1 protein-coding gene is annotated in these 1304 nt (G+C 24.5%); it reads right to left on the bottom strand.

Translation table 11 applies throughout. The annotated features are described in order from the left end of the window. On the bottom strand, positions 1 to 1204 hold a 1204-nt coding region (locus AWT72_RS09265; protein WP_082680577.1), incomplete at its 3' end, for an IS91 family transposase. Between the last annotated feature and the right edge of the window lie 100 nt (positions 1205 to 1304).

The raw sequence follows: 1304 nt of genomic DNA on the forward strand, positions 1-1304 counted from the left end.
TGGAGCCAGTATATACATTTTCATAAGATATCATTTTAACTCTCATTTTAATATTACACCCAAAACAATAAAAAGGATTAACTTTAAAAGTATTCCAAATTTCTAATTGATAAAAAGTAGTCTTAGAATATTTAGAAACATATTTTCTCATAGTTTTCATAATATTCTTAATTTCTTTTTTTACATTTCTAGAATAAATACCAAACCTATGAATCATTCTAAAATTTTTAGGAGGAATATGAATAAGTAATTTAGATATGAAAGTCTCAATATCTAATGTAAGATAAGTTTTTTCTTTATTATTAGCTAAGTCTTCATACCAAAAAGAAACTTTATCATCAGAAACATCAATAATTCTATACTCAGCAATAGGAGCCCTAGATAGATATCTACCAATATATTTAATAGCCCCCATATTATTATTTAAATCATTATGATGCCCAACACTAAAAAAAAATCTAATATCTTGTTTGTATAACATAGAAGCTACTTTATTAGCTTCAAGCTTAATTTTATGATTATCATAATTACCATTTTTAATAATATCAATAACTAATTTTTTCCATTGACCAGCAATAGCATTGACATGAAAGTAATTTTTTTTAATATATTTATTATTCTTATTAAACCCACCTAATGTAACAATAGCGTGAATATGAGGGTTCCATTTAAGATCTCTACCAAAAGTATGAATAACAGTAATTAAGCCATAGTGAATAATATCAGAAGGAGTAAAATAGTTATCAGAATATATACCGATTTTATTAATTCTTTTATTTTTAGCATAAATATTATGGAATTGATATTGCATAATATCATTAACAGCATAAGCAAGTTTAGTAAGATTGTTTCTATCAAGAGCAAAGAATTTTCTACATTGTTCAGGGATAGTAAATAGTATATGTCTGTGTTTAACATTAATTAAAGAAGCAGCAGTATTTTCAGCCCAAGTAGTGGAATATTTTTTACCACAGGCAGGGCATAATCTAGATTTACAAGTTAATTTAAAAAAATGAAACCCTAAACATCTAGGACATTCCCATTTAACAAACCCTTTTTTAGAATTTAAGCAAGCTTGAAATTTAGAAATAGTAGTAACAATATTATTAAAATGTTCATTATTAAAAAATTTCTTGATATTATTAAGAAAATTTGATATATTAATTTTAGAGAAAATATGTTTAAGTTTATTTTGGCTGAACATAGAGTACTCCTTTTGTATATGGTTTGTGGTGAATTCATTATACAAAAAAAAGAGAGGTGAGTAAAGAATTTTGAAAAAAATTCTACTCACCTTTTTTTAT

The organism is Oceanivirga salmonicida (assembly GCF_001517915.1).
In the GTDB taxonomy this organism is placed as follows: Bacteria; Fusobacteriota; Fusobacteriia; order Fusobacteriales; family Leptotrichiaceae; genus Oceanivirga; species Oceanivirga salmonicida.